At 75.0% G+C, this 26680-nt stretch carries 21 protein-coding genes; 14 read left to right on the forward strand and 7 right to left on the reverse strand.

Going from position 1 to position 26680, the window contains the following annotated elements; all coding sequences use genetic code 11:
- Positions 1-139 precede the first annotated feature (139 nt).
- Positions 140-883 carry a TerB family tellurite resistance protein gene (locus ACH4B3_RS19360; protein ID WP_398464095.1) on the forward strand — a complete coding sequence of 248 codons (744 nt, stop codon included), beginning with the start codon at positions 140-142 and terminating at the stop codon, positions 881-883.
- 57 nt (positions 884-940) lie between these two features.
- Here ACH4B3_RS19360 and ACH4B3_RS19365 read toward each other — a convergent pair whose 3' ends face one another.
- A complete protein-coding gene (locus ACH4B3_RS19365) occupies positions 941-1996 on the reverse strand; it encodes a response regulator transcription factor (protein WP_398464097.1) in 1056 nt (351 codons plus the stop codon).
- Between the two features lie 388 nt (positions 1997-2384).
- Between ACH4B3_RS19365 and ACH4B3_RS19370 the strand changes: the two genes are divergently transcribed.
- The 9 genes from ACH4B3_RS19370 to ACH4B3_RS19410 all read left to right on the forward strand — a co-directional run bounded on the left by ACH4B3_RS19370 (position 2385) and on the right by ACH4B3_RS19410 (position 14573).
- Positions 2385-3551 (forward strand): S8 family peptidase, encoded by a 1167-nt coding sequence (locus ACH4B3_RS19370; RefSeq protein ID WP_398464099.1) that lies wholly within the window; start codon positions 2385-2387, stop codon positions 3549-3551.
- Between the two features lie 432 nt (positions 3552-3983).
- Positions 3984-6125: an MMPL family transporter gene (locus ACH4B3_RS19375; RefSeq protein ID WP_398464101.1), complete on the forward strand. Its 2142-nt coding sequence runs from the start codon at positions 3984-3986 to the stop codon at positions 6123-6125.
- 636 nt (positions 6126-6761) lie between these two features.
- Positions 6762-8348 carry a sensor histidine kinase gene (locus tag ACH4B3_RS19380; protein ID WP_398464103.1) on the forward strand — a complete coding sequence of 529 codons (1587 nt, stop codon included), beginning with the start codon at positions 6762-6764 and terminating at the stop codon, positions 8346-8348.
- 209 nt (positions 8349-8557) lie between these two features.
- The gene (locus ACH4B3_RS19385) at positions 8558-9202 is read left to right on the forward strand and encodes a response regulator (protein ID WP_398464190.1); all 645 of its coding nucleotides are present in this window, start codon (positions 8558-8560) and stop codon (positions 9200-9202) included.
- A 38-nt stretch (positions 9203-9240) separates the two neighbouring features.
- Positions 9241-9966 carry a uridine kinase gene (locus ACH4B3_RS19390; RefSeq protein WP_398464105.1) on the forward strand — a complete coding sequence of 242 codons (726 nt, stop codon included), beginning with the start codon at positions 9241-9243 and terminating at the stop codon, positions 9964-9966.
- An 88-nt stretch (positions 9967-10054) separates the two neighbouring features.
- Complete coding sequence (locus ACH4B3_RS19395; RefSeq protein ID WP_398464106.1) at positions 10055-10879, forward strand: glutamate racemase; 825 nt, start codon at positions 10055-10057, stop codon at positions 10877-10879.
- Between the two features lie 203 nt (positions 10880-11082).
- Positions 11083-11292: a helix-turn-helix domain-containing protein gene (locus ACH4B3_RS19400; protein ID WP_398464108.1), complete on the forward strand. Its 210-nt coding sequence runs from the start codon at positions 11083-11085 to the stop codon at positions 11290-11292.
- The gene (locus ACH4B3_RS19405; protein WP_398464110.1) at positions 11293-11859 is read left to right on the forward strand and encodes a Clp protease N-terminal domain-containing protein; all 567 of its coding nucleotides are present in this window, start codon (positions 11293-11295) and stop codon (positions 11857-11859) included.
- 515 nt (positions 11860-12374) lie between these two features.
- A complete protein-coding gene (locus ACH4B3_RS19410) occupies positions 12375-14573 on the forward strand; it encodes a GTP-binding protein (RefSeq protein ID WP_398464112.1) in 2199 nt (732 codons plus the stop codon).
- Here ACH4B3_RS19410 and ACH4B3_RS19415 read toward each other — a convergent pair whose 3' ends face one another.
- On the reverse strand, positions 14574-15470 hold the full coding sequence (locus ACH4B3_RS19415) for an aldo/keto reductase (protein WP_398464114.1): 897 nt from the start codon (positions 15468-15470) through the stop codon (positions 14574-14576).
- 86 nt (positions 15471-15556) lie between these two features.
- On the reverse strand, positions 15557-16546 hold the full coding sequence (locus ACH4B3_RS19420) for an NAD-dependent epimerase/dehydratase family protein (protein WP_398464116.1): 990 nt from the start codon (positions 16544-16546) through the stop codon (positions 15557-15559).
- A 71-nt stretch (positions 16547-16617) separates the two neighbouring features.
- Here ACH4B3_RS19420 and ACH4B3_RS19425 point away from each other — a divergent pair, with 71 nt between their 5' ends.
- The 3 genes from ACH4B3_RS19425 to ACH4B3_RS19435 all read left to right on the forward strand — a co-directional run bounded on the left by ACH4B3_RS19425 (position 16618) and on the right by ACH4B3_RS19435 (position 21343).
- Complete coding sequence (locus tag ACH4B3_RS19425) at positions 16618-17526, forward strand: LysR family transcriptional regulator (protein WP_398464118.1); 909 nt, start codon at positions 16618-16620, stop codon at positions 17524-17526.
- Positions 17527-17764: 238 nt separating this feature from the next.
- Positions 17765-20779: an NACHT domain-containing protein gene (locus ACH4B3_RS19430; protein ID WP_398464120.1), complete on the forward strand. Its 3015-nt coding sequence runs from the start codon at positions 17765-17767 to the stop codon at positions 20777-20779.
- Positions 20780-20806: 27 nt separating this feature from the next.
- A complete protein-coding gene (locus ACH4B3_RS19435) occupies positions 20807-21343 on the forward strand; it encodes a hypothetical protein (protein ID WP_398464122.1) in 537 nt (178 codons plus the stop codon).
- Between the two features lie 94 nt (positions 21344-21437).
- Here ACH4B3_RS19435 and ACH4B3_RS19440 read toward each other — a convergent pair whose 3' ends face one another.
- Complete coding sequence (locus ACH4B3_RS19440; RefSeq protein WP_398464124.1) at positions 21438-22223, reverse strand: hypothetical protein; 786 nt, start codon at positions 22221-22223, stop codon at positions 21438-21440.
- 194 nt (positions 22224-22417) lie between these two features.
- On the opposite strand from ACH4B3_RS19440, the gene ACH4B3_RS19445 reads away from it, so the two are divergent.
- On the forward strand, positions 22418-23818 hold the full coding sequence (locus ACH4B3_RS19445) for an FAD-binding oxidoreductase (protein WP_398464126.1): 1401 nt from the start codon (positions 22418-22420) through the stop codon (positions 23816-23818).
- A 60-nt stretch (positions 23819-23878) separates the two neighbouring features.
- Here ACH4B3_RS19445 and ACH4B3_RS19450 read toward each other — a convergent pair whose 3' ends face one another.
- From ACH4B3_RS19450 to ACH4B3_RS19460, 3 genes are all read right to left on the reverse strand, one after another.
- Positions 23879-25042: a winged helix DNA-binding domain-containing protein gene (locus tag ACH4B3_RS19450; protein WP_398464128.1), complete on the reverse strand. Its 1164-nt coding sequence runs from the start codon at positions 25040-25042 to the stop codon at positions 23879-23881.
- A gap of 9 nt (positions 25043-25051) precedes the next feature.
- Positions 25052-25996 (reverse strand): S41 family peptidase, encoded by a 945-nt coding sequence (locus tag ACH4B3_RS19455; protein ID WP_398464129.1) that lies wholly within the window; start codon positions 25994-25996, stop codon positions 25052-25054.
- Between the two features lie 136 nt (positions 25997-26132).
- The gene (locus tag ACH4B3_RS19460; RefSeq protein ID WP_398464131.1) at positions 26133-26552 is read right to left on the reverse strand and encodes an ATP-binding protein; all 420 of its coding nucleotides are present in this window, start codon (positions 26550-26552) and stop codon (positions 26133-26135) included.
- Positions 26553-26680: the final 128 nt, after the last annotated feature.

A 26680-nucleotide genomic window follows, 5' to 3' on the forward strand; every position in this document is an offset into this window, starting at 1 on the left:
CGGGGCCTTTGGCCTGTTGTCTCCGTACGGGGTACTGACGCCGCAAGTCGGGTGTGGTTAACATCACGTCCACACGGGGGCGTTGCCGTGGGAGTGCCCCTGTGCCCGCTGGGCAGCGGGGGACTGATGGAGGTGCGACATGGTGCACACGCAAGGCCGACGCGTCCGGGACCTGTGCATCGTGGGCGTGCGAACCCTGTGGCGGACCGTCGGGGACGGTGAGTTCTACTGCACCGAGTGCGGCGGGGACCGCAACTACCGCCGCCGGATCGGGCAGCGCCGCATCGTCGTCCTCGGCCTGCCGCTGCTGCCGCGAGGCCAGGTCGCCCCGGTGGTGGAATGCGCCTGCTGCCACGGCCGCTTCGGCACCGAGGCGCTCGACCACCCCACCACCACCCGGTTCTCCGCGATGCTCCGGGACGCCGTGCACACCGTCGCGCTGGCGGTGCTCGCCGCGGGCGGCACCGGGGCCCGGCCGGTCCGGCAGGCCGCGGTCGGCGCGGTGCGCGCCGCCGGGTACACCGACTGCAACGAGGAACAGCTGATCACCCTGATCGAGGCGCTCGCCGCGGACACCGGACGCCACCCCGGGACGCGCCGGGACTCCGCCCAGGAGTCGCTCGAACCGCCCCAGGAGACCGGCTGGGAGGTGCCCACCGGCACCTCGCTGGCGATAGAGCTGCACGAGGCGCTGGAACCGCTGGCCCCGCACCTGGCCCCCGCGGGACGGGAGAACATCCTGCTCCAGGGCGCCCGCATCGCGGTCGCGGACGGGCCCTACCTGCCGGCCGAGCGGGCCGTGCTGGAGACAGTCGGGCGGGCGCTGACGATCTGCCCGGAGGACACCGCCCGACTGCTCGCGGGCATCCGCACCCCCTCCTGACCCGCCCGGGAGCCGGTCCGTGCGCCGTCCGGCGGGCCGCCCCCGGGGCGCCCGGCGTCAGTCGACCAGCCCCAGGCGCGCGGCCCGCACCCCGGCGGCGAACCGGCTCGGCGCCCCCAGCTTCTCGGTGATCTGGGTCAGCAGCCGCCGCAGCGTCCGCTCCGAGCAGCCCAGCCGCCGGGCGATGGCCTCGTCCTTGGCGCCGACCGCGAGCAGCGCGAGCACCTCCCGCTCCTGCGGTGAGAAGTCCGCCGCGCCGTGCGCCCGGCGGCAGCCCGGATACGGACGGGCCGCGAGCCAGCAGTGCTCGAAGACCTGCCGGAAGCAGCGGGCCAGTTCCAGGCTGTGCAGGACCAGGTCGCCGGCCGGGCCGCCGTCGTCGTCGTCCCGGCCGATCGCCACCACCGTCACCGCCCGGTCGAGGATGTTCATGTAGAGCGGGACGGTGGGCGCCACCCGGACGGCGATGCCCGCTTCGGAGAGCGCGTCCAGGAAGTGGCCGACGCCGTGCCCGCGCAGTGCCTGGGCGGCGACCAGCATCCGGCCGGCGCTGCCCTGCGCCGTCCACCTCAGGTCGTTGGCGAGGCTGGCCCGCAGCACCGCCGGCTCCGGGAAGGTGGTCCGCATGGCGAGCAGTTCGACGCGGCTGAGCGCGTCCAGCTCCTCCAGGCGTCTGCGCAGCTCCTCCCGGTCCTCGAAGAACTCCACCTGCACCGACTCCCGGCCGCCGAGCCGGGTGGTGGGCAGCAGCCCCAGCACGTCGTCGATGGCCAGGGCGCTGCGGAGCAGCGTCTCGCCCGCGGTGCGCACCTCCCGCTCGTGCTCCAGCAGGAGCTCCCGCAGCGCCCGTTCGGGGGAGCTGAGCCGGGTGTGCCGCTGGTCCAGCAGGTGCCGCTCGGTGAGCCACCGGCTCAGCGCCGCCGGCAGCGAGCCCAGTTCCCTCACCTCCTGGGCGGTGTCCCGCACCCCCGACGCGGTGATCCGCCGGACCAGCGAGACGTACACCTCCCGCGCCTCGGCCGCCGCGCGTGCCGTGCACGATTCGCCCGCGCCGCCCACGCCGAGCGGCCCGGGCCCGGGCCGACCGCTCGTACGGGGTTCCTCGCCGGACATGGCTGCACGATAAGGCCCCGCCCGCCCCGGCGGCCAGCAGTCGGCGAGCGGTGATCGGCCGGGCCGCAGACAGCCGCCGACAGCCGCCGACAGCCCGGCCGGGCCGTCGGCGGCGGACGAGCCGGGCGGCGCTCCGCCGGACTCCGGCCCGGCCGCCGGGCGGCGCTCCGCCGGGCTCCGGCCCGGCCGCCGGGCGGCGCGCCGGAACGCCCCCGGGCGGCGGTGGCCGGGACCGGCCACGCCCGATCCGGCCGGGTCCAGCGGGCAGTTACCGACGGTACGGTTTCGACGCGGCGCCGGACGACGACCGGCGGTCCGCCCCCTTTCACTCCCCCCAAGGCCGGTGCGCCGTGCGCGCGCACCGGCCGTCGAGAAAGGTTTGCGTGCCATGAAGCGGCTCCATCTCGGTGCACTTCTGCTCGCCGTGCCGACGGCACTCGTCCCCGCGGTCAGCGTGGCGGCGTCCGGCGGCCAGGACGCCACCCCCGCCCCGCTGATCGCGGTGGAGAAGGCGGAGGCGGGAACCGCCGTCCCGTCGAACTACATCGTCACCCTCAAGCCGGGTGTCGACGCCGAGGACCTGGCCGGGGACAAGAAGGTCAAGCCGCGGCACCTCTACTCCAAGGTGATCAACGGTTTCGCGGCCAAGCTCACCCCGGGCCAGCTCGACTCGCTGCGCCGGGACGGCGACGTCGCGGCGATCGAGGAGGACCAGACCTTCCGGGCCGACACCACCCAGCCCAACGCGCCCTGGGGCCTGGACCGGATAGACCAGCGCAGCGGCCGGGACGGCAACTACACCTACACCCGCAACGGCTCGGGCGTCACCGCGTACGTCATCGACACCGGCATCGACACCGGGCACGCCGACTTCGGCGGGCGGGCGCGCAACGTCTTCGACGCCTTCGGCGGCAACGGCGCCGACTGCCACGGCCACGGCACGCATGTGGCGGGCACGGTCGGCGGCAACACCTACGGCGTCGCCAAGGGGGTGCAGCTGCGCGGGGTCAAGGTGCTGAACTGCCAGGGCTCCGGCTCCACCTCCGGCATCGTCGCCGGGTTCGACTGGGTCCGGCAGAACGCCGTCAAGCCCGCGGTCGCCAACGCCTCGCTGGGCGGCGGCTACTCCACCGCGCTGAACAACGCGGCGACCAACCTGGCCAACTCCGGCGTCCACCTGGCCGTCGCGGCGGGCAACGAGAACCAGGACGCCTGCAACGTCTCCCCGGCCAGCGCCACCGGCCCCATCACGGTGGCCGCCTCGGACAGCGGCGACCGCAAGGCGTCGTTCAGCAACTACGGCTCCTGCACCGACATCTACGCGCCCGGGGTCTCCATCACCTCGGCCCGGATGGGCGGCGGCAGCACCGCGATGAGCGGCACCTCGATGGCGTCCCCGCACGTCGCGGGCGTCGCCGCGCTGTACAAGGCGAACCACGGTGACGCCTCCTCGGCCACCGTCAACCAGTGGCTGGTCGCCAACTCCACCACCGGCGCGATCGGCGGCAACGTGGGCAGCACCCCGAACAAGCTGCTGTTCAAGGCCGGTCTGTGAGGATCCGCTGACCGACCGGTGACCCACAGCGGGCCCGGGCACCGGTCACCCGCTCCGCCTCCCGTCGGGTGACCGGACCGGACCCCCGCGGCCCGTCCCCGGGCCCCCATCCGGGGACGGGCCGCGGAGAGCACGGCGGGCCCGCCGCCTTCAGGGGAAGCGGCGGGCCCGCCGGGTGACCCGGTTCCGGCCGGCGTGCGGCCGACCGGAACCGGGGGTGGGGGCGGGGCGGGGCCCGGCCGCCCGCGAGGCCGTCCTCCGAGGCAGGACGGGGTCCGCCGCACCGGCGGGCCGGCCGCGGCCCCGCCCCTTGAGAGCCCACCGGGTTACTCCCCCGGGAGTAACCCGGCCCACCGGACGCCCCGGGGGGTAACCCCGATCTCCGCCGCCGGCGCGACGATCCCGGCCGCCCGCGCCGGAAGCCTGGTGGGTATGAAGACACCAGCCGACACCGAGGCACCGCGGGCCGCCCAGGCCGGTCCGCGCAGACGTACCGCACTGCCCTGGGTGCTGGTCGCCCTGTGGATCGCCGTGCTCGCCGTCGCGGGACCGCTCGCCGGCAAGCTCGGCGACGTACAGCGGGACCGGGCCGTGGACTACCTGCCGGCGAGCGCCGACTCCACCCAGGTCGCCGAGATCCAGGACGCCCTGCCCGGCGGCGAGGCCACCGAACTGGTCCTCGTCTACCACCGCGACGGCGGTCTGACCGAGACCGACCGCCGCACCGCCGCCCGGCAGACCGCGGAGATCGCCCGCGACCACGAACTCACCCGCCCCGGACGGCCCGAGGGCATCCCCTCCGACGACGGCGGCACCCTGATGTACCCGGTCGCCAGCACCGCGCCCGGCCAGGACGAGGACGCGCGGCAGGACTTCGTCGAGAAGGTCCGCGAGGTGGCTCAGGGCGGTGACGGGCTGGAGGTGGAGACCGGTGGCCCCGGGGCGCTGTCCGCCGACGCCCAGGAGGTCTACGGCTCGCTGGACGGCCCGCTGCTCTACACCACCGTCGCCGTCGTCGCCGTGCTGCTCATCCTCATCTACCGCAGCCCGCTGCTGTGGCTGGTGCCGCTGGTGGTCGCCGGCATCGCCGACGCCACCGCGATGGCGGCCGCCTACGGGCTCAACCAGGTCTTCGGCACCACCGTGTCCGGCCAGAGCTCCGGGGTGATGACCATCCTGGTCTTCGGGGCCGGCACCGACTACGCGCTGCTGCTGGTCTCCCGCTACCGCGAGGAACTCCGCTCCCACCAGCGGCCGTACGACGCGATGACCGCCGCGCTGCGCGGCTGCGGCCCCGCCGTCCTCGCCTCCTCCGGGACGGTGGCCGCCGGACTGCTGTGCCTGCTCGCCGCCGACCTCAACAGCAGCCGCGGCATGGGCCCGATCGCCGCGGTCGGCGTGCTCTGCGCGCTGCTGGCGATGATCACCCTGCTGCCCGCGCTGCTGGTGCTGTTCGGCCGCCGGGTGTTCTGGCCGCTGGTCCCCGCCTACGGCAGCCGCCCCAAGGCCCGCACCTCGGTGTTCGCCGCCATGGGCGGCTCGGCCGGGCGCCGGCCGCTGGCGGTGCTGGCCGGCGGCGGGGTGCTGCTCGGGGCGCTGGCGCTGGGCGCGTTCGGACTGCCCGGCAGCCTCAAGCAGGAGGACAGCTTCATCGACAAACCGGAGTCGGTCACGGCGATGGAGACCCTCGCCACCGCCTACCCCGAGCGCAGCTCCCAGCCGATCGTGGTGATGGCCCCCACCGACCGGGCGGACCGGGCGCTGGCCGCGGCCCGGGCCACCGAAGGCGTCGACTCGGCCGAACGCGGGCGCAGCGGCGACGAGTGGACCGAGCTGTCGGTGATCGCCCAGCACCCGCCGCAGACCGACGGCGAGACCGCCACCATCGAGGCGCTGCGCGACCGGCTCGACGGCGATCTGGGCGCCTACGTCGGCGGACCCAGCGCCCAGCAGCTGGACCTGGACGACACCAACGCCCGCGACCGGCTGATCGTCATCCCGCTGGTCCTCCTCTCCGTGCTGCTGATCCTGGTCGCGCTGCTGCGCAGCCTGGTCGCCCCGGTGCTGCTGGTGGCCGCCGTGGTGGCGGTGTGGGGCGCGTCCCTGGGCATCGGCGGGCTGGTCTTCGAACCGCTCTTCGGGCTGGAGGGCACCGACCCGGGACTGCCGCTGCTCTCCTTCGTCTTCCTGGTGGCGCTCGGCGTCGACTACGGCATCTTCCTGATGCACCGGATGCGCGAGGAGTCGCTGTCCGGGGCGGAACCGGCGGACGCGGCTCTCACCGCGCTCCGCACCACCGGTGGGGTGATCGCCTCGGCTGGCCTGGTGCTGGCGGCCACCTTCGCGGTGCTGCTGAACATGCCGCTGGTGCAGCTCTTCGAGCTGGGCTTCGTGATCGCGGTCGGCGTGCTGCTCGACACCTTCCTGGTCCGCACCTACCTGGTGACCTCGGCGAGCGTGGCGCTGGGCCGCAGGGTGTGGTGGCCCGGGGCGCTGTCCCGGCCGGCCGTGAACTCCCGGCGGGCGGACCGCACACCGGCCCCGGAGCGGACGGACCACGCGCCGGTGCCGTGACCGGCACGCGCCGGTGCCGCGGCCGCCGCCGCGGTCCCGGCGCGGGGCCGCCGCCCCGGTCCGGCCGCGGGGGCCGCCGCCCAGGTCCCGTCGGGGGCCCGCCGGGACCGGCGGTCGCCGGGCCCTGGTCCGGCGACGGGCTCCGGCGTCCGCCCGGGGCCCGGCGGTCTGTTCAGGGTTGGGGGTTCGCCCGGGGTCGGGGGGTCTGCCCAGCGCCGGGCGGTCTGTTCACGGTCAGGGTTCGTCCAGACCCCGAGGATCTGTTCAGGGTCAGGGTTCGCCCAGGACGAGGGGTTCGCCCAGCGCCCGCCGGTCTGTTCAGAGCCGGGAGCCGCCCGGGGCCCGGGAGTCTGTTCACGGCCGGGGTCCGCCCAGGGCCCGGGGGTCTGTTCACGGCCGGGGTTCGCCCAGGGCTCGGGGTCCGCCCAGGGTTCGGGTCTGCCCAGGGCCGCCGGCGGCCCCCGGCCGGCGGGCCCTCCTCCGGCAGGCAGTGGCGGGCCGGTCGCACCTCCGGTGCCCCGCCCCCCGTCCCGGGTGCCGGCGCCGCACCGGGCCCGGGGCCGGGCGTCCGGCCCCGGACCGTTCGACCGTCCGGGCCCATGGCCCGGTCCGCACGCGATCCCCGAGGATGGAGCGGTGACCGAACAGTCCACCGGCCGGGCGGCCGGAGCGTTTCCCGCACCCGCCACGGCGGCGCTCGAGGTCCGCGCGCCGGGCCGTACCGTGCCGACCGCCGGACCCTCGTCCGCGCCCGTGCCGCCGGGTGCCGCGGGCCCGCCCGCCGGCCCGGTGCCCGCGGCCGCGTCCCGCCTGGAGCGGCTGCTGCGGGTGCTGCACCGCGCCGGCGGCGACCCCCGGCGCTCGTTCCGCGTCGATCTCGCCATCGCCGTGCTGGTGCTGCTGGTGCAGACGGTGCTGGCGCTGACCGTGGCCGAGACCGGGGGAGTGCGCCCCGACGCCCTCGGCTGGCTGCTGCTCACCGCCGCCGCACTGCCGCTGCCGTGGCGGCGGCGCGCCCCGCTGATCACCCTGGCGCTGGTGATGGTCACCATCGTCCCGTACCACGCGATGGGCAACGTGCACATCGCCGGCACCTGTGCCGCGCTGCTGGCGCTGTACTCGCTGGCCGCCGCCGGGCCCCCGCTGCGCACCGTGGTCTGTGTCGCGGTGGTGATGGTGGTGGTGGCCGTGGCCATGATCCTCACGCCCGAGCACGGTGCCGCCGTCGAGGCCGACCTGCTGCGGAGCCTGGGCTGGGTGCTGGCGTTCCCGGCGTTCGGGGAGATGGTGCGGGTGCACCGGCGGTACATCGCGGCCGTGGTGGAACGCGCCGAACGGGCCGAGCGCACCCGTGAGGAGGAGGCGGCCCGCCGGGTCACCGAGGAGCGGCTGCGCATCGCCCGCGACCTGCACGACCTGCTGGCGCACAGCATCACCCTGATCGGGGTGCAGACCTCGGTGGCCGCGCACGTCCTCATCGCCGACCCGGAGAAGCTGGACCGCGACACGATCGCCGCCGCGCTGGACGGGATCGCCGACACCTGCCGCGAGGCCCGCTCCGAACTGCGCACCACCCTGGGGGTGTTGCGGGGCGGCGACGCGGGGCAGGCCGACAGCCTGGACCCGCTGCCCCGGCTCGACGGGCTCTTCGACCTGGCCCGGATCGCCAGGTCGGCGGGGGCCCAGGTGGTGCTCGCCGTGCAACCCGGCCTGCTCGGTGCCGACGCCCCGGAGGCCGCCGGCGGTCCCGCGGGCCCGCCCGGTGCTGCCGTGGACCCGCCCGGTGGTTCCGTCCCGGGCCGCACCGGCCGGGGTGGTACCGGCCCGGCCGGGCCCGGCTCCACCGGTGTCACCCGCGCCGGGGCGGCGCCGGTCGCGGTGCCCGCCGCGGTCGGCGCCGCCGCCTACCGCATCGTGCAGGAGTCGCTGACCAACGCGGTCCGGCACGCGGGTCCGGAGGTGCGGGTCCGGGTGGCGGTGCACCTCGACGGCACCGGCGCCGCCCGGGCGCTGCGGGTCACCGTCACCGACGGCGGCCGGGTGCCGGGCGCGCACACCGCACCGGAGGCGCCGGCCGGCGGCGGCTTCGGTATCGCGGGGATGCGGGAACGCGCCCGCACCATCGGTGGCACCCTGGAGACCGCGGCCCACCCGCACGGCGGTTTCACCGTCACCGCGCTGCTACCGCTGGACGGCCGACTCCCCCTGGAGGATGAGCGTTGAGCCCGACCCCGCCCGTCGACCCGGACACCGGCCCCGCCCCGGCGGGAGGTCCCACCCCGGCCACCGAGCCCGGCCCGGCCACCAGTCCCGCCCCGGCCACCAGTCCCGCCCCGGCCACCGAGCCCGGCCCGGCGGCCGGCGGCGACCGCGCAGGTACCGTCCGGGTGCTCCTCGCGGACGACCAGACGCTGGTCCGCGCCGCGTTCGCGATGCTCGTCGGGTCGGCCCGGGACATGACCGTCGTAGGGGAGGCGGGGACCGGCCGGGAGGCCGTCGCCCTGGCCCGCTCGGCCCGGCCCGATCTCGTCGTGATGGACGTGCGGATGCCCGATCTGGACGGGATCGAGGCCACCCGCCGGATCGCCGCCGATCCCGGGCTGGCCGGGGTCCGTGTGCTGGTGCTGACCACCTACGACACCGACGACCACATCGTGGAGGCGCTGCGCGCGGGCGCCTCCGGCTTCCTGGTGAAGGACACCCGCCCGGCCGAACTGCTGGACGCCATCCGGACCGTGGCCGCCGGGGAGGCCCTGCTCTCCCCGGGGCCGACCGCCCGGCTCATCGCCCGGGTCCTGCGGTTGCCCGCCGCGCCGCCGGCCACCGCCCCGGGGCCGGACCAGGTCCTGCCACGGTTGTCGGAGCGCGAGCAGCAGGTCCTCACGCTGGTCGGACGCGGCCTGAACAACACCGAGATCGGCCAGGCGCTGTCCCTCAGCCCCCTGACCGCCAAGACCCATGTGAGCCGCATCATGGGCAAGCTCGACGCCCGCGACCGGGCCCAACTGGTCATTGCCGCCTATGAGTCGGGGCTGGTGACACCGGCGTCGGCGGGCGGCCCGGCGGCCGGGGGGTGAGCGCCACCGTCCGCGCCGGCGGCCGGTAGGTTCAGCGCATGGGATCAGCACGGGTGGACGTACGGTACTCGGCCTCGACCTGGCAGCAGCCCTGCCCGCCGGCCGCCTCCGCGGAACGCAGCGCGCTGGTCGGGCAGGTCGCCCGCCGCGTTCTCGCCCTGGGCCCGGGCCGGCTGCTGGTCGGCATCGACGGCTTCACCGCCGCGGGCAAGACCAGCTTCGGGCACGAGCTGGCGGAGTGGATCGGCGGCACCGGGCGTCCGGTGCTCCGGGCGACGCTCGACGACTTCAAGAAGCCGTGGAAGGACCGGCACCTGTACGACCGGGAGTCCGGCGAGGGTTACTACCGCAACGCCTACGACTACGACGCCGTCCGGCGCCTGCTGCTGGATCCCTGCCGTACCCCGGAGGCGACGTCCTGCGCCCTGTGCGGGATCGATCCGCTGACCCAGCTGGACCACTCGGCCGAGAAGACCCCGCTCACCGCCGACACGGTGCTGATCGTGGACGGTGTCTTCGCCTTCCGCCCCCGGATCGACGCCTACTGGGACTTCCGGATCTGGCTGCGGGTGGACGCGGAACTGTCGGTACGGCGCGGGGCGGAACGGGACCAGGACTGGGCCGGGTCCGAAGCGGAGGCGATCCACCGCGACCGCTATCTGCCGGCGCAGCGCCTGTACCTGGCGGAGGCCGATCCGCTGCCGCGGATGGACCTCGTCATCGACAACTCGGTGTTCGCCGGTCCCCGCGTCGTCACGCCCTGACAGGCCCCGGGTCCGGGGAGCTTCGCAGCGGTCCCCGGACCGTGCCGGTCCGGCCGGGCGGCGAGCCCCGGTTGGTAGCTTGCCCCCCATGACAGTGGCATTGATCGACTCAGGATTCGGCCTCCTTCCCACCACGGGATGGCTTCGGCACCTCGCCCCGGAACTCGATCTGCTGCTGTTCCTGGACCCCGACGGCGCCCCCTGGGGCCCGAGAACGGCCTCCTTCGTCACGGACCGTCTGCTCAGCACCGCCCGACTGGCGGTCCAGCGGGGCGCGGAGGCCATCGTGGTCCCCTGCAACACCGCCACCGTCACCGCGATCGACGCTCTGCGCGCGGAGTTCGAACCGCGCGTACCCGTGATCGGTACCGTGCCCGCCGTGAAATCGGCCGCGGCGACCGGCCGGAACATCGCCGTGTGGGCCACCGTCCGGACCACGGCGAGTGCCTATCAGGATCGCCTGATCGCGGACCACGCGAACGGCCGGCCCGTCGCGCGTGTCGCATGCCCCGGTCTGGCCGAGGCGATCGACCACGGCGACATGGCCGCGGCGACGGAGGCGATCGCCGACGCAGCCGGGCGAACCCCCGGGAACTGCGACTCCGTGGTGCTGGGATGCACGCACTACCCCCTGGTGGCGCGGGAGATCCTGCGGAGCCTGCCCGCCGGCACCACGCTGTACGACAGCGCGGAGGCGGTCGCTCGGCAGACACTGCGGCGACTGGACCGAACCGGGGAAGCGCGCGGCACCGTGGGCGCCATCGACGTGGTGCTCAGCGGTCGCCGCGGAAACCTCCCGGCAGGCGCCCACGCCCACCCGGTGGGCCGCGCCCTTGCCGCGGCAGGGCGGGTGCCCCGCGACCTCCTCCTCTCCGCCGCGACGCGCTCCCCGACGGCCGCACCGGCGATCTGAGCGAACCCCGGATCCTCCGCGCCTCCCGGCCGGGCGCACCGCCACTCCGCTCCGTACGCGCCTTCCCGGCCGGGGCGTACAGCCGCTCCGCTCCGTACCGACCCGGGCGATCACGGAGCGCGGCAGCGCCGTGAGCGCCCGCCACCCGCGAAGGTGTCAACCGGGGTTGACGTCGAGAGGGTAGTCAACCTAAGTTGACATGTATGAGCGACGCAACGGATCTCGCCGAGCGGGCGGGTGACCAGGACCCCCGGGTGGGTCTGCGGGCCGTGGCCGCGCTGCGCCGGCTGTTGGAGCAGCTGGAGGCCGTACAGGTCCGCAGTGCCCGCGCCAAGGGCTGGTCCTGGCAGGAGATCGCCGCCGAACTGGGTGTGAGCAGGCAAGCCGTGCACAAGAAGTACGGGAGGCACTGAATGTTCGAGAAGTTCACCGAGGGCGCGCGGGAAGTGGTGCTGGGCGCCGCCCGCCACGCCGACGACGCCCCCGACCACCGGGTCGGGGAGCGGGAGTTGCTGTTCTCGCTGCTGGACCGCACGGGCACCACCGCGGCCGGCGTGCTCGCCCGGCTCGGCGCCCACGACCGCCGGCCGGCGATCGAACGCGACCTGGCCGACATCCGCCGCCGGGGCGGCCTCTCCCGCCAGGACACCGAGGCGCTGGCCGGCCTGGGCATCGACGTCGGGCAGATCGTCGAGCGGGTGGAACGGACCCACGGCGTGGGCGCGCTCGCCGGAGCCCGGCCGGGACCGCGCCGGCGGTGGTTCCCGAAGCACCGCCCGTTCAGCGCCGAGGCCAAGGCCGTCCTCGTGCGGTCGCTGCGGATCGCCGGCGGCCGCGGGGAGAAGCGCATCGGCGACGAACACATCCTGCTCGCCCTCACCGCCCGCCCCTCGCCGATCACCCACGTCCTCGCCGACCACGGGGTGACCTACGTCGACGTGGAGCGGGCGCTGGAGGGCGCCACCCGCGGGGGCCGGTGACGCTCACGAACCGTGGTTCGACCGACCGCGGATCGGGACTTGATCTCACGTCCGGTTCCCGCCTCGCGACCGTCTCGGGGCCACCCGGGAACCGCCTCGCGACCGCCTCGCGACCGCCCCGGGACCACCGCGCGATCGCTTCGGGACCACCTGGGGGCCACCGCGCGACCACCTCGCGACCACCTGTGTGGACCCACCTCGCGACCGTCTCGCGGGTCTCCGGCGGCTCCGCCCCGCGGGTCACCCGCCGGGCGGAGCCGGCGGCGAAGTGGTGCTCGTCGAGGCAAGCCACCCACTGAGCCGCCCACCTGCCGCTCGACCGGGCCACGCGCCCCATGCCACCTGCTCCCGAGGCCGTAATTCGGTTGCCCGGCGCGACGGCGGTCTGTTGCACTGCTCCACGCCCGCCCCCGGCCGTCCGGCCGTCGGGCTCGCCGACCAAGGAGACGTAATGCGAGCTGCGTGCATGTCCATCCCTCAGGAAATCGCCACCTCCGCGAAGGACATGACACGTAGTGCACACGCTGAATCTGGGCATCCTGGCGCACGTCGACGCCGGTAAGACCAGCCTGACCGAGCGGCTCCTCCACACCGCCGGGGTCGTCGACGAGCCCGGCCGCGTCGACCACGGCAACACCCGCACCGACTCGTCGGCGCTGGAGCGGCAGCGCGGCATCACCATCCGGTCCGCCGTCGTCTCCTTCGTCCTGGACGACGTGACGGTCAATCTCATCGACACCCCCGGGCACCCGGACTTCATCGCCGAGGTGGAACGGGTGCTGGGCGTCCTCGACGGCGCCGTGCTGGTCATCTCCGCCGTGGAGGGCGTCCAGCCGCAGACCCGGGTACTGATGCGGGTGCTGCGACGGCTGGGCATCCCCACGCTCCTCTTCGTCAACAAGATCGACCGGAGCGGCGCGCGGTACGGCTCGCTGCTGCGGAGCATCGCCGAGAAGCTGTCCCCGGCGATCGTCCCGATGGGAACGGTCGGCGGCCTGGGCACCCGGGACGCCAGCTTCACGCCGCACGCCCCGGACGACGCCGGGTTCACCACCCGGCTGGTGGACGTGCTCACCGGTCACGACGACGCACTGCTCGCCGCGTACGTCGAGGACGAGGCGGCGGTCACCCCCGGCCGGCTGCGCCGTGCCCTGGCCGAGCAGACCGGGCGGGTGCTGGCCCATCCGGTGTTCTTCGGCTCGGCGATCACCGGCGCGGGGGTGGACGCCCTGGTCCGCGGCGTCCGGGAGCTGCTGCCGGCGGCGCCGGGGGACGCGGACGGGCCCCTCGAAGGCACCGTCTTCAAGATCGAGCGCGGCCCGGCCGGGGAGAAGATCGCCTACGCGCGGATCTTCTCCGGGACGGTGCGGGTCCGCGACCACCTCGCCTACGACCGGCCGGAGCCGGCGCCCGGCACCCCGGGGCCGGCGGGTCACGGCGTGCGGCGGACGGTGGACGGCCACCGCAGCGGTGCCCGGCGGACCGCGGAGCGGGTCACCGGGATCGGCGTCTTCGACCGGGGCGCGGTGGTGCCCGGCGGGACGGCCGGCGCCGGGCGGATCGTCACCCTCCAGGGCCTGGCCGGCGTCCGGATCGGAGACGTGCTCGCCGCCCCGCGGCCGGCCGGTGCGGCGGACCGCCCCGGCCCGGGCGGCACCGCGGCCCCGGCCGGAGCGGCGGCCGGCGCCGACCCGGCGGGTGCGGCACGCGCCCGGCGCGGCCACTTCGCCCCGCCGACGCTGGAGACCGTCGTGGTGCCCGTCCGCCCCGCCGACCGGGGCGCGCTCCACCTGGCGCTCACCCGGCTCGCCGAGCAGGACCCGCTGATCGACCTCCGCCAGGACGACCTGCGCCAGGAGGTGTCGGTGTCGCTCTACGGCGAGGTGCAGAAGGAGGTCATCCAGGCGACGCTCGCGGACGACTTCGGCATCGACGTCACCTTCCGGGAGACGAGCACGATCTGCGTCGAGCGGCCGATCGGCACCGGCGAGGCGGTGGAGATCATCGACCAGGACCCCAACCCGTTCCTGGCCACCGTCGGCCTGCGGGTCGAACCGGCCCCGCCCGGGGCCGGGGTGGAGTTCCGGCTGGGGGTCGAGCTGGGCTCGATGCCGTACTCCTTCTTCCGGGCGGTGGAGGAGACCGTACGGGAGACCCTGGGACAGGGGATCCACGGCTGGCGGGTCACCGACTGCGCGGTCACCATGACGCACGCCGGCTACTGGCCCCGGCAGAGCCACGCGCACGCCGTCTTCGACAAGAGCATGTCCAGCACCGCCGGGGACTTCCGCAACCTCACCCCGCTGGTCCTGATGGCCGCCCTGGTCCGGGCCCGCACCCAGGTCCACGAGCCGATGCACCGCTTCCGGCTGGACCTCCCGGCGGACGCTCTCAGCCCGGTGCTGGCCGCCCTGGCCCGGCTGCGGGCGGTGCCCGGGGCCCCGCTGCGGACGGGCACCTCGTATCTGCTGGAGGGCGAGGTGCCGGCGGCCCGGGTGCACCTGCTGGAACGGCAACTGCCCACGCTCACCAGCGGCGAGGGGGTGCTGGAGTCGTCCTTCCACGACTACCGGCCGGTCCGCGACGCACCCCCGGCCCGCCGGCGCACCGACCACAACCCGCTGGACCGCAAGGAGTACCTGCTCCGCGTGGCGCGGCGGGTCCGGCACGCCGGCGGCGAGGGGGAGGGCGCCACCGGGCCCGGCCCGGGGTGATCACTGACCGGCGTCCGGGAGCCGGGCGGCGTTCAGCAGGGCCAGCTGCTCCTCGCCGAGGGTCAGCCCGGCGGCCCGGGCGGAGTCCGCGATGGAGGCCGGACGGCTGGCGCCGGGGAGCGGGATCACCCTCGGTGAGAGCGACAGCAGCCAGGCCAGGCACACCTGCTGCGGGCTGACCCCGTGCTCGGCGGCGACCCGGTGGAACGCGGTGCCCGCGGAGACGGGGCCGGACGGGCCGTCGAGGGAACTGCGGGAGATGCCGCCGAGCGGGCTCCAGGGCAGGAAGGCCAGCCCCTCGGCGGTGGCGAGGCGCAGTTCGGGCTCGCTGTCGCGGACGGCGGGGGAGAACCGGTTCTGCACCGAGACCAGCCCGTCCCCGAGGATCGCGCGGGCCTCGCGGATCTGCCCGACGGTGACGTTGGAGATCCCGGCGTGCCGGATCTTGCCCGCGTCCAGCAGGTCGCGCAGGGCGCCCACCGACTCGGCCCACGGCACCCGCGGGTCCGGCTTGTGCAGCTGGTACAGGCCGATCGCCTCGGTGCCCAGGCGGCCGAGCGAGGCCTCGCAGGCCCGCTTCAGATGGCTCGGGTGGCCGTCCACCGTCCACGAGCCGTCGCCCGGGCGGCCCCGGCCGCCCTTGGTGGCGACGAGCACGTCCGCGGTGTCACCGCCGTACCGGGCGAGGGCACGCGCGATGAGCCGTTCGTTGTGCCCGGTCTCGTCCGGGTGCCAGTGGTAGGAGTCGGCGGTGTCGATCAGGGTGATGCCCGCGTCGAGCGCCGCGTGCAGGGTGGCGACGGCCCGGTCCTCGTCGGGCCGGCCCTCGATGGACAGCGGCATGGCGCCGAGTCCGATGGCGCTGACGGTGAGGTCGCCGAGGGTGCGGTGCGGCACGGGGAAGTCCTTTCGGGTGCGCCGCCGCATCGACACACCGGTATACCGATACATCGACACGGCGGGACGGGAGGGGTGAGCGGGGTTCAGCGGGCCATCGCGGTGAGGGTGTCGGTGACCGCCTCCGGCAGCCAGTCGGACGTGTGCGAGAAGCGGAAACCCAGCCGCTCGGCCCGGGCGTTGCTCATCGCGTAGAAGCGGTCGAAGGAGAACGGCGACGCGTCCGCCCCCACCGTGCGGTACCGGGGCCGGCGGCCGGTCCGGTCGGCGATCGTGGCGCCCAGTGCGTACACGTCGAGCAGGCCGTGCGAGCAGGCGTTGACCGGCCCGGTGAAGTCGCCCAGCGCGGCCCAGCGCAGCAGGTCGGCGATCTCGTCGTGGTGGATGAAGACCGTGGGCCGCACCCGGCGGTGCACCGCGATGTCCGCACCGTCGCGGACGCGGCGGACGTAGTGCTCCAGGCGGCCGGTGAACTCCCGCGCGCCGCCGCCCAGGACGTGGGCGCTGCGCACCGTCACGAAGGGCACGCCGCGGGCGGCGAAGGCGCCGGCGAGCACCGCCTCGGCCTGCCGCTTGCCCTCGGCGTACCGGGCCTCGCGGAAGTCCGCGTCGTGCCACGGGAGTTCCGGGCGCACCGGCCAGGTCAGCGGGTCGACCGTGCCCTCCGGCAGCGGGGCCGCGGGCCCGGCCGGGGCCGGGGCGCCGGTGGCCGGGTCGTAGACCTCGATGGTGGAGGTCATCACGTAGCGGGCGGTGCGGCCGCCGAAGACCCGGGCCGCGACGGCCGCCTGGGCCGGTGTGTAGCAGACCTGGTCGATCACCGTGTCGAAGTCGCGGGAGCCGAGCGCCCCCGCCAGCGCCCGTTCGTCGTCGCGGTCGGCGACCAGCAGGCCGGCGCCCGGGGGCGGTGCGGTGGAGCCGCGGTTGATCACGGTGACCTGGTGGCCGGCCTCGTGCAGCCGCCGCACCAGGTGCCGTCCGAAGTAGCGGGTGCCGCCGATGACGGCGATCCGGCGCCGGTCGCGGTCCCCGGCGCGGCCGGCAGCGCCGCGGTGGCTGGCCTCGTTGTCGCTCATGGCCGCCACTCTGGCCCGGTACCGTCATCAGCGGAACTGCTCACTTCCTGGATACGTATGAAGGAGAACTGTTGATAGACCTCCAGCGGCTCCGGATCCTGCGCGCGGTGGCCGAGCACGGCAGCTTCAACCGGGCGGCGGCCCAGTTGCTGATCACCCCGTCCGCCGTCTCCCAGCAGGTGGCCGCGCTCGAACGCAGCCTGGGGACCCGGGTGGTCGAGCGCAGCACGCGCGGCGTCACCCTGACCCAGCCCGGCCGGATCATGGTCGAGGCGGCGGACGCCGTCACCGCCGAACTGGCGCACGCCCGGGACCAGGTCGAGCGGCTCACCCGGCACCGGCCCGTCCTCACCGTCACCACGTTCACCAGCGGCGGCCGCGAACTGCTGCCCGGCGCGCTGGCCCGGTTCACCGCCGTTCACCCCGAGGTGGAGCTGCACGTGATCGAGAACGAGCCCGAGCGGAGCCTGCCGCTGGTCCGCGAGGCACGGGCGGACCTCGCGCTCGCCTACCACTTCGACGACCCGCCCGCGGCCCTCGCCGGGGAGCGCAGCGGCCTGGAGTGGACGCCGCTGATGGACGATCCGATGTCCCTGGTGGTCCCCGAAGGCCACCGCCTCGCGGACCGGCGGACCGTCGGCTTCGCCGAACTCGCCACCGAGTCCTGGGTACTCGGCTGCAGCAAGACGGAGGCGTACCTGCGCCGGTACGCGCGTCAGGCGGGATACGAACTGCGGGTACGCGGCAGCACCACCGACTACTTCTTCGCCCGCTCCCTCGTCGCGGCCGGGATGGGCATCTCGCTGGTCCCCTCGGTGTCCCTGACACCCCCGCTGGACGGCACCCGGGTGATCCGGGTCGAGGACCCCCGGCCGACCCGGTACATCGGGGTGGCCACCGCCCGGCTCCGCCGCCCCTCGGAGCACGTCACCGCCTTCCTGGCGGCGCTGCGCGAACAGGTGGGCACCCGGGTGCCCTGACCCAGCCTGCCCACCGGCCGGCCACCGGCCCGCCCGCCGGCCCGTCCGCCCGCCGTGCTGGCGGCCCACTCGCCGGCCGGCCGCGCGACCGGTGCCGGGGCACCCGACCCGGCACCCCGCGGTCCTGCCCCGAGACCGCCCGGAAAGCCCGGTCGCGCCGCCTCCCCGCCCGCTACGCTGATCCGACGGTGACCATCCGTGGTCGTCCGGAGCGTCGCGGTGAACGGGGGCATCGGCGGTGGCGGGTGGCAGAGGCGCGGAGTTACTGTCCCGGCTCGGGCTGGCGGCGGCGAGCGTGCTGCCGCCCGCGCTGCTCGGGGCGAAGTTCTGGTCCTCGGTCGAGGCCCACCCGGTCGGCGCGCTGCTGCTGCTCCTCGGCTACGCCGCGCTCCTGGCGGTGGTCGCCTTCCTGGTGAAGGTGTACGCCAACGTCTCCGACCGCTGGGTCGGACGGGCCGCCGACGCGCTCGACGGCCGGCTGCGCCGCCGGATCTCCCGCTTCGAGCGCGAATACCGCGCCTTCGTCCTCAGCCACCACCGCTTCATCGACCTCAAGGGGCTGGCGACCCGGGGCGACTACACGCCCGGGCTGGAGGAGGTCTTCGTCGACGTCAGCCTGGTGCCGCGGCCGGCCCACGAGGTGTCGGCGGAATCCCTCGCCGGTACCCGGCAGGCGGGCGCGGTCCCGGTGCGCCGGTCCATCCGGGACTTCCTCGGGGAGCCCGCGGGCACCGCGCTCGCCGTCATCGGCGCCCCGGGCACCGGCAAGACGACACTGCTGAAGCACCTCGCCCTGGAACTGGCCGGGCAGCGCGGCCGCCGCGGCCGGCGCGACCTCCCGGTGCTGCTACTGCTGCGCGACCACACCGAGGCCATCACCGCCGACCCCCGGGTGACGCTGGGCGAGGTCATCACCGCGTCGCTGCGCCGCTGCCCCGCCCAGCAGCCCCCCGGCTGGTTCGACCAGCGGTTGCGCGAAGGCCGCTGCGTGGTGCTGCTGGACGGCCTGGACGAGGTGGCCCACGAGCAGGACCGGCGCCGGGTCTCCGCCTGGGTCGAGGAGCAGATGGCCGGATACGAGGCGAACGACTTCATCCTCACCTCGCGCCCGCACGGCTACCAGACCGCACCCGTGGACCGCGCCCGCGTCCTCCAGGTGCGCCGGTTCACCGGGGAGCAGATATCCCGCTTCGTGCACGGCTGGTACCGGGCCATCGAGCGGCTGAGCACCGGCACGGCGGACGCCGGTGTCGCGGCCAGGGCCACCGAGGAGGCGCAGGACCTGCTGGACCGCCTCCGCGCCCGCCCCATGCTCTACGACCTGGCGGCCAACCCGCTGCTGCTCACCATGATCGCCAACGTGCACCGCTACCGGGGCGCGCTGCCGGGCAGCCGCGCCGAACTGTACGGGGAGATCTGCGAGGTGCTGCTCTGGCGCCGCCAGGAGGCCAAGGGCGCACCGGTCGCCCGGGCGGAACTCACCGGGGCGAAGAAGGAGGTCGTGGTCCGGGAGCTGGCCCACGCGATGATGACCGACCGGAAACGGGACATCGAGGCCGCCCGCGCGGAGGAGATCCTGCGACCGATCCTGCTCCGCGTCGCGGCCACCGTCCGGGTGGAGGACTTCCTCGCCGAGATCGTCACCAGCGGACTCCTCGTCGAGCGGGAACGCGGCCTCTACGCCTTCGCCCACCTCACCCTCCAGGAGCACCTGGCCGCGCTCCACATCCAGCAGCGCGGGCTCGGGGACGTCCTGGCCGCGCACGTCTGCGACGACTGGTGGCGGGAGACGACGCTGCTGTACGCGGCACGGGTGGACCCGGCCCGGATCGTGGCCGCGTGCCTCGACTCCGGCAGCGTCACGGCGCTCGCCCTGGCGTACGACTGCGCCGAGGAGGCCGCGGAACTCGATCCGGAGATGGCGCGCCGGCTGGAGGAACTGCGGCAGTCCGCGCTCGACGGCGGCACCGACCCGCGGCTGCGGCGGCTGCTGACGGCGGTGACCGTCACCCGCCAGCTCCGCGAGACCGTCACCCTGAGCGAGGACACCACCGTCTGCGCCCGCCCGGTCACCCGCGGGCTGTTCCACCTCTTCGCGACCGAGCGGCGGCTGTGCACCGACGACCGGCTCGCCGGCAGCCCCGTGGACGCGGTCGCGGCCGGCCCGACCCACCGAGAGGCGGCGGACTTCCTGATCTGGCTGAACGACCTGCTGCCCGACGGCTCCGGATACCGGCTGCCCACCGGGGCCGAGGTGCGGGACCCCGGATTCCGGCTGGTGGCGCACTCCGGCGAGCACGCGTTCTGGTGCGCGCCACCGGCGGAGCGGCCCTCCGGTCCTCCGGTGCTGTGGGTGCCGGAAGGAGTGGCGGACCCGTGGCCCACGTCCCCGTTCCTCTCCTTCGGCCGCTCCGAGACCGACAAGGTCGCCCTGCTGATCGGCCAGTTGGGCCTCGCCGAGGGGCTGGCGGCCGCCGCCTCCCGCGACCCGGCGCAGACCGCCCCCGGCGGCATCTTCGACGTGGCCCAGCGGATCGCCGAGGAGGACCTCCAGGGCTTCACCGAGGCGACCATGCGGGTCACCCAGGGCGTGCTGAGCGGCGAGATCCGCATCGACGAGATCGACGTGGCCAGCTTCGTGCTCGGCGTGGTCCTCGCGGTGGACGACGTCCGGCAGCGCCTGCGGGACTGCGACCGGTTCTCCCCGGAGTTCCTCGGCCGGGACTACCGCCGCAGCCGCGTGGCGGCCTGGTCCATCGCCGTACTGGTCCGACTCGCCGGTGAGCCGGGGGAGCGGACCTTCGGCCGCGGCGACCGGCGCATGGTGCTCTTCTGGGAGTACGTCGAGCCGCTGCTGCGCGGCACCGGCACCGCCCGGTCCGCCGACCCCACCACCCGCCCCAGCGCCGACCTGTCCCTGGAACCGCTCGCCGAAACCGCCCTGCGGGACCTCCGGAGCCGAGTCACCCTGCTGGTCAGGCCGCGGTGGCTGCGGCCGGTGGTGGACCGCCTGGGCACCGCCCTGGACACCATGCTGCGGGCCCTGGCGGTGAACCACCGCGCCGTCGACCCCGGGGAGCTGCCGTACCTCCGGCTCGCCGCCTTCGCCCTGGCCGCCACCGCCGAACACTCGATGCGGCACCCCGAACTGGCGGACCGCTACCGCGCCATCGCCGGTCACCTCACGGCCCTGGAGCGCCGCGCCGACGGCACGGTCACCCCCAACGAAGCCATCGCCCTGGTCCGGGCCTGACCGCTCCGGCCGCCGCGCCGACCCCCGATGGGAGCCGCCTTGTACAACGTCGCCTCGCTCGGCGTCTCGTTCGTCGCCCTCGTCCTCTCGGCCATCGCCGCCTGGCGGCAGCTCCGCCACGCGCGGTCCCAGAGCGCCCTCACCACGATCCTGGAGGTGTACTTCCGCGACATCCGCGACATGGACTTCCAGCGCGACCAGACCTACGTGGTGACCCGGCTGGCCACGGAGCACCCGGCACCGGACGAGGGCGGCATAGCGGCCCTGCCCGAACAGGCCCAGCACGCCATATGGAACGTCGCGTTCATGTACGAGAGCATCGGCATGATGCACGCGCTGGACATGATGGACTCCCGGGTCGCGCTGGGGGTCTTCAACTTCCGCATCATCCAGGTGTGGGAGGCGATGGAGCCGTACATCATGGCCGAGCGGGCGATGCGGCAGGCCCCCTTCCTGGCCTTCTTCGAGAACCTCTACCTCCAGGCGCGCGCCACGCCACCGGCGGACCTCTACCGCGAACTCGGCCTGCGCACCATCGGTGGCTTCACCCCCCGCTCGGGGTGAGCACCGGCCGCCGCGGCCGGACCCCCCCGGCCGAGCCGGGCCCGAGCGCGGCCGCCGGGGCCCGCGGGCCCCGGCGGGAACCCCGTGCGTCCGGTCAGTCGCTGAGCCTGGTCAGCAGAACCGCGCGCTCGCGGATCCCGGTGACCTCGAACTCCACTCCGGCCAGCTCGATCACGTCGCCGGCGGAGACCTCGTACCTCGCGGTCAGGACGCCCGCGCACCTCACCGCGATGCCGGCGAACGGCTCGTCGTCGACGCTGGTGATCGCGGTGGCCAAGCCGCCGTCGGCCAGCAGCGGCATGGGCTCCTTCCTGCCGGTGGGGTCGCTCAGGGACCAGGTCCCGCCCTTGGGCGGGAAGGGCTCGGCGCCCTGGGCGCGGACGTCCGGGCGCGTGGTGAAGCAGAGTCGGTTGTCCTGCTCGTCGCCGACCGGCACCAGGCTGGCGGGTTTCGCGGCGGCGGCGGCGCGGTCCTTGGCGTCGTCCGGCCGGAGTACCACCCGGTACGAGCAGATCTGGCTGACGGTGTAGGAGTGCCCGGAGACGGTCAGCCGCTGACCGGGGCTCACTGTCCAGCGCTGCCCGGTCTGCTGGGGACGTTCGCCCTCCAGGAGCACGGCGGTACGTGCCGTGCCATCGGTGTCCGTAGTCTCGGAGCGGTAGGTGACGGCTCCGCCGCCCGGCAGCCGGAAGGCTCCGCCGTACAGGACGTGCAGGCCGTCCGCCGGGGCTTCGCCGGCGCACCTCGGGGTCGCGCCCTTGGCGCGAGCGGACTTCGTCGCCTTGCCGGCGGTCGGCTTCTTCCCGGCATCACCGTCGGACGAGCCGCAACCCGTGAGCGCGACCAGCGCCACGACCGCCGATAATCCACGTCTTCGCATGTGCGTACTCCACGTTGTCGTTCCCGGGCCCACGTGTCGGTGCACGAGCGTGTGCACCGACCGCACGGGATGTGCGTTCGGTAACCGGCTTCACACTACTTGTCACCGGGTGATCTCCGGGCCGGGGGTATGCGCGGCCGGGGGCGGCAAGCGCCCGGGTGCCGGGGGCCGGGGCCGGGCGTAGCGTGGGAGGCGTGGCTACCGCGGAGCATGTGGACACCGCCGCCCTGAACGGCCTGCGCGATCGGTTCGCGGGGCGGGTGATCGCCCGTGGCGATCCCCCGTACGACGAAGCCCGCACCGTCTTCAACGCGATGATCGACCGGCGGCCGGCGGTGATCGCGCAGTGCGAGAATCCGGCGGACGTGGCCCACGCCGTCCGCTTCGGCCGTGAGCAGGGGCTGGAGATCGCGGTCCGCGGCGGTGGGCACAGCGTCGCCGGGATGGCCCTCACCGAGGGCGGCATCGTCGTGGACCTGCGGCGGATGCGGGCGGTCACCGTCGACCCCGGGGCCGGTACCGCCCGGGTCGCGGGCGGCGCCACCATGAGCGATCTGGACCGGGCGGGCGAGCCGTACGGCCTGATGACGACCGGCGGCCGGGTCTCCACCACGGGCGTGGGCGGCTTCACGCTCGGCGGCGGGACCGGCTGGCTGGACCGGAAGTTCGGGCTCGCCTGCGACAACCTGCTCTCCGTCGACCTGGTGACCGCGGACGGTGCCACGGTCCGGGCGAGCGACGAGGAGAACCCGGACCTGTTCTGGGCGCTGCACGGCGGGGGCGGCAACTTCGGCGTCGCGACCTCCCTCACCTTCCGGCTGCACCGACTCCCGTCGGTCACCGCCGCCCTGCTGTTCCAGGACCCGGAGGCGGGGCCCGGCGTGCTGCGCGGCTACCGCGACTTCATGGCGCTCGCCCCGGACGAGGTGGGCGGCGGGATCCTCTACGCCACCGGACCGGACGAGGAGTTCGTCCCCCGGCACCTGGTCGACCGGCTGACGCTCGTCACGGTCCTGGTCTACGCGGGCCCGGAACCGGAGGCCCGCCGGGTGCTGGCACCGCTGCTGGACCTCGGCCACCAGGGCGAGTTGATCGCCGAACTGCCCTACGCCGAGCTCCAGTGCCTGCTCGACGACCCGCCCGGCTACCGCAACTACTGGTCGGCCGAGTACCTGGAGGCGCTCCCCGACGAGGCCGTGGAACTGTTCTGCGCCCGCGCCACCGACATGATCGTCCCGTCCCCGTCGCAGCACGTGCTGTTCCCCGGCGGCGGCGCGGCCGGCCGGGGCAACTCCGACTACCCGCTGCCCTGGCGGCACGCGGCGTGGGTGGCGCACCCGTTTGGCCTCTGGGCGGACCCTGCGGACGACGAGCGCGGCCGGAAGTGGGCACACGACGTCCGGGCCGACCTGAAGCCCTGGTCGAGCGGCGCGGTGTACCTCAACTTCATCGGCGACGAGGGCCGCGGGCGCGTCATCGAGGGGTTCGGCACCGAGCACTACGGGCGGCTGGGGGCGGTCAAGGCGCAGTACGACCCGGACAACGTCTTCCGCCGCAACCACAACATCGCGCCCCAGCCGGTCATCGGGATGTAGACCGCGCCCGGTCCGCCCCGTCCGTCCCCGTGACGCCCGGTCTTGCCGGCCCCGTCCCCGTCAGGAGGTCAGTTCGCGGGTCAGCGGGGCGGGGAAGCGGGCCGCCATGCGCCGCTGGGCGAGCCAGTCGTGCAGCCGGGCCGCCTCGGCCGCGACCGCGTCCCGTGCCTCCGCGCCCCGGTCGGCGAGCAGCCGCCACACCACCTCGCCGTCGTCCCGCTGCGCCCAGGCGCCGATGATCTCGCCGTTCCACCAGACGGTGGGCCCGCCGTTGCCCGCGGAGTCGAAGATCAGCGGGCGGTGCTCCGGGTCCAGGTACCAGTCGCGGTGCTTCCAGCCCATGGTGGCCGGGTCGAGGGAGGGCAGCAGCGCGACCCAGGGTTCGCCGCCGGTCTCCGGCGGGCTGTCGAGGTCCTCGGGCAGCACCCATCCGGTGCCCTCGGCCAGCCGGACCTCCGCCGGCGCCAGCCGGGCCAGCGCGCCGCGCACCTCGGCGACGGTCCACCCGGTCCACCACTTGATGTCGTCGGTGGTGCCCGGCCCGTACCGGGCCAGCCACCGCCGCACCAGTTCGGCCCGGGCGTCCGCCGGATCCATGGCGGGCATCTCCGGGGCGAGGGTGTAGCGGAACTGCCCCGACGCCCAGCCGCCGAGCTGTCGCCCGCGGCGAATCCGCCCTTCCATCGCGAGCAGCCGCAGTACCGAGCCGCCGACCCGCTGCCGGGCCTCGTACCGCTTGCCGGGGGACAGCACGATCGTCTCCTGGAGCGCGGGCACCTCCGCGGTCACCTCCGCCGTACCGGCCTCGCCGAGGCCGGCCAGGGCGGTCAGCGCCGCTTCCCGCGCCGCGTCCAGCCACTCCCCGTCCCGCGCGGGGTCGCTCGCCGCCAGGTGTTTGAGCAGCGTGGCGCGCTCGCGGGGGATCAGGGCGGTGGTCGTGGAGTGGTGCACGACCGGAACGAGGTCGGCGGGCACGGCGAAGAGGGTGCGCCGCATGCCGTGCATCCGGACCAGCGTCCGGTCCTCGTACAGGGCGCGTTCCACATCGGACAGCCGCGGTTCGCGCAGCCGGGCCCAGGAGGAGAGGACCACGCTCGCGGCGTCGGTGGCGTGCAGCCCGACCAGGGCGTCGGCCACCTCCTCGGTGCGCGCCGCGCGGGTGCCCGGGAGGAGGAGGTGACGACGGCCGAGGCGGGCGCGGCGCTCGCCGGGTGTGATCAGCATGGCCGCAATCTACGGCCCGGCACTGACAATCGGAGGTCCGGCGGCCGGGGCACCCGGGGTGGACCGCAGCCAGGCCACCGCCGCGGTGAGCGGGTCGGTGCCGTCGGGTGTGGGTTCGTCCGGGGCTATCGGGTCGTTCCCGTAGAGCTGGCCTGTCCGGTCGGCCTCCCTGGCCGCGGTGAGGACGAGCATCGCCCCGTCGGACAGGTCGATGGCGGCGTTGCCGGTCGCCAGACCCGCGGTGGGCCGACCGAAGGTCCGCACGCCGGGCATGCCGAGGAAGGCGATGAGGGTGGCTTCACCGGCGCTCATGGTCTGTCCGTCGGTGAGGACCGCGACGGGCGGCCGGGGCCCGGCCGGGCGGTAGGGGTTGGGCTCCGCCGAGAGCGCCTCGCCGTCCACGTACACCACGCCGTCGCGGAGCGTCCAGCGGCCCGACGGCTCACCCGCCGCGTCCACGAACGACCCCAGATGCCCGTCCCCGAGCAGCGGGGCGACCACCGTCAGCATGGGGAACATGGCGCCCCCGGTGTTGCCGCGCAGGTCGACGATCCAGCCGCGGGGGCGGCGGCCGTCCAGGTCGCGCAGGGCGGCGGCACCGTGCTGGATGTACCGCCTCTCGGCCTCCTCGACGCCGCTCGCCGAGGGGATGGTGAGATGGGCGAAGTGCCCTTCGACCAGGCGCCCGGTGGGGACGGGCTCGACCAGGGCGGCGCCCTCGTCCCGGGTCTCCGCGGCCTGCTCGGGGCGGAGCAGGAAGGTGTGCGGATCTCCCAGCAGGTCGATCACCGCGTCGATGACGTCGTAGGTCTCTGCGGTGCCGGTCGCGTCCGCGATCCTCGCCCGCGCCGTCCGGCGCACCCGTGCCCAGTCCACCCGGTCACGGTTGAGGGCGTGTTCCGCAAGCAGGTCCAGGACCTCCGCGAGGTACACGTGGGCCGGTGACGCTTCCACAGGCGGACTCTCGGCGGACATCCCGGTGCTCGACCCCTTCTGCGTACGGACGTCGCGGGCCGCGACAGGGCGAACCTAGCAACGCCCGGACGCGCCCGGCACCGGGTTTTCCGGCGCCGGGGAACCGGGCCGGGACTCAGGACTCCGGGGCGCGCACCTCGAACCACACCTGCTTGCGGTCTGCTTCGGGGCCGCCGAACCAGGTGACTCCCCAGCGGTGGGCCAGCTCCTCCACCAGCAGCAGCCCCCGGCCGCCCTCGCCCTGCGGGTTGGGCGGGCACCGCAGCGGCATGCCGTCGGGGTCGTTGTCCTTGACGGCGATGACCGCGGCGCCGTCCTGGACCAGGACGTCGACATGGATCACGCGGGTGTTCCCGGCGTGCCGGTGGACGTTGGTCACCGCCTCCGAGACGAGTAACCGCGCGGTGTCCGCGAGGGCGCCCGCCCCGGCGGCGTCGAGTACGGCGGCGACGGTGTCGCGGCAGACGCGGGGACTGGAGGGGAGGTTGGGGGCGCTGAGCCGGTACAGGGGGGTGATGTTGCTGGTCGTGGGCATGACGGTGTCTCCCAACGCGGTACGTGGTGACGCGAATGCGCTGTGCAATCATGACGATAGGGCAAGAGAGTGCACACGTGCACTCGAACTCATAAACGCGTGCATTGATTAGACGTGGCGGACACCCG

This window comes from Streptomyces sp. NPDC018031, assembly GCF_044327625.1.
Classification (GTDB): domain Bacteria; phylum Actinomycetota; class Actinomycetes; order Streptomycetales; family Streptomycetaceae; genus Streptomyces.